General features: G+C 63.6%; 2 protein-coding genes. Both read right to left on the bottom strand.

The window, feature by feature from the left end; genetic code table 11:
- On the bottom strand, positions 1-316 hold a 316-nt coding region (locus tag ABD120_RS39350; RefSeq protein ID WP_343955583.1), incomplete at its 3' end, for a hypothetical protein.
- A gap of 123 nt (positions 317-439) precedes the next feature.
- Positions 440-1117 (bottom strand): DUF2637 domain-containing protein (locus ABD120_RS39345; protein WP_343955581.1); only part of this gene is annotated, 678 nt, incomplete at its 5' end.

The raw sequence follows: 1117 nt of genomic DNA, 5'->3' as shown, positions 1-1117 counted from the left end.
CTACCGCATCTTCCCTCTCCTTTTCCTTCGGGTCGGTGGCGACATAGGCGCAGAACCCGCACAACATGCCATGGAGGGGCACGAACTGAGTCGCACCCTTCCGGCACTTGATGTAGATCGGCCCGTCGAGATCCGGGTTCAGCGTGTACCCGCCGCAAGGCTCAACGCTTTCCCGGTTGATCGTGATTGCCGATCCGCAGTAGCCCGAGCAGACGAACGTCCAGCCGAAGTGATTGGCGGGAATCTCGAACTGGTCGAACTTGCCGCAAGCGGGACACGAGGCGTTGACCCACACCGGTTCTGAGTAGTCGAACACTGCTTGCCCTTTCCTTGATCCTGCTGACAGAGATCAAGGTACAACCCGTGTACACGCTTTGCAAGTTGGTTGCGCAAGAAGAGAAGAACCCCCCAGGAAGCCCTAGGGGGTTGTGGGCAATTCCTAGACGGCGGTGGCAGCCATACCCGGCAGCATGCCCGCTGTGGAACTAGCGGGCGTTGTGGCGCCGCTCAGGCCCATTTCAGCCTTCGCCTTGGCGAGCGCTGCGCGGCGCGTACGGTCCACGAGACTCGGGAGAACCGAAGCGAGGCTTTCCCCGGTGACGTTCGCAAGCTCGTCGGCGCTCAGGTTCGCGAGGTACTCCTTTACTGCCTCGACGTGGACGGCAGCGACGCCCACGGTTCCCCGGCGCGGGCCGCGCGGCTTCCGCTGAAGCTTGGGCGCCTCGACGGTGACCGATTCGGCCTCGACGACCGGCGCCGGTTCCGGCACCTCCTCGACGAGTTGAGCGGGCTCCTCGACGGACGTCCGGCGAATCATGTGCATCAGAAGCTCAAAGGCGATCGTAAGCGTTACAGCAGGAAGGGCGGCGATGGTGGCGCCAACCGGTCCGTGTTCGATTCCGTGAAGGATGTTCGCGCCGAGGGTCAAGGCGATGCCGACGACGAGCGCAAGCCATGCCAGCCAACCGGGCTTCCGATTGTTCCTCGCGGCGTCGAGCTGGACGAGGGACGCGACGATCAACAGGCCGTCGATGACGAATGGGACGAGCCGGGCGACCATCGCGCTTTCCCCGTGGGCGATAGCAACCCCGTATGCGTGGGTGTAGGAGACGAGACC

Origin of the sequence: Nonomuraea longicatena (assembly GCF_039525605.1) — a bacterium.
In the GTDB taxonomy this organism is placed as follows: Bacteria; Actinomycetota; Actinomycetes; order Streptosporangiales; family Streptosporangiaceae; genus Nonomuraea; species Nonomuraea longicatena.
This window is presented reverse-complemented; position numbering and strand designations above follow the sequence as displayed.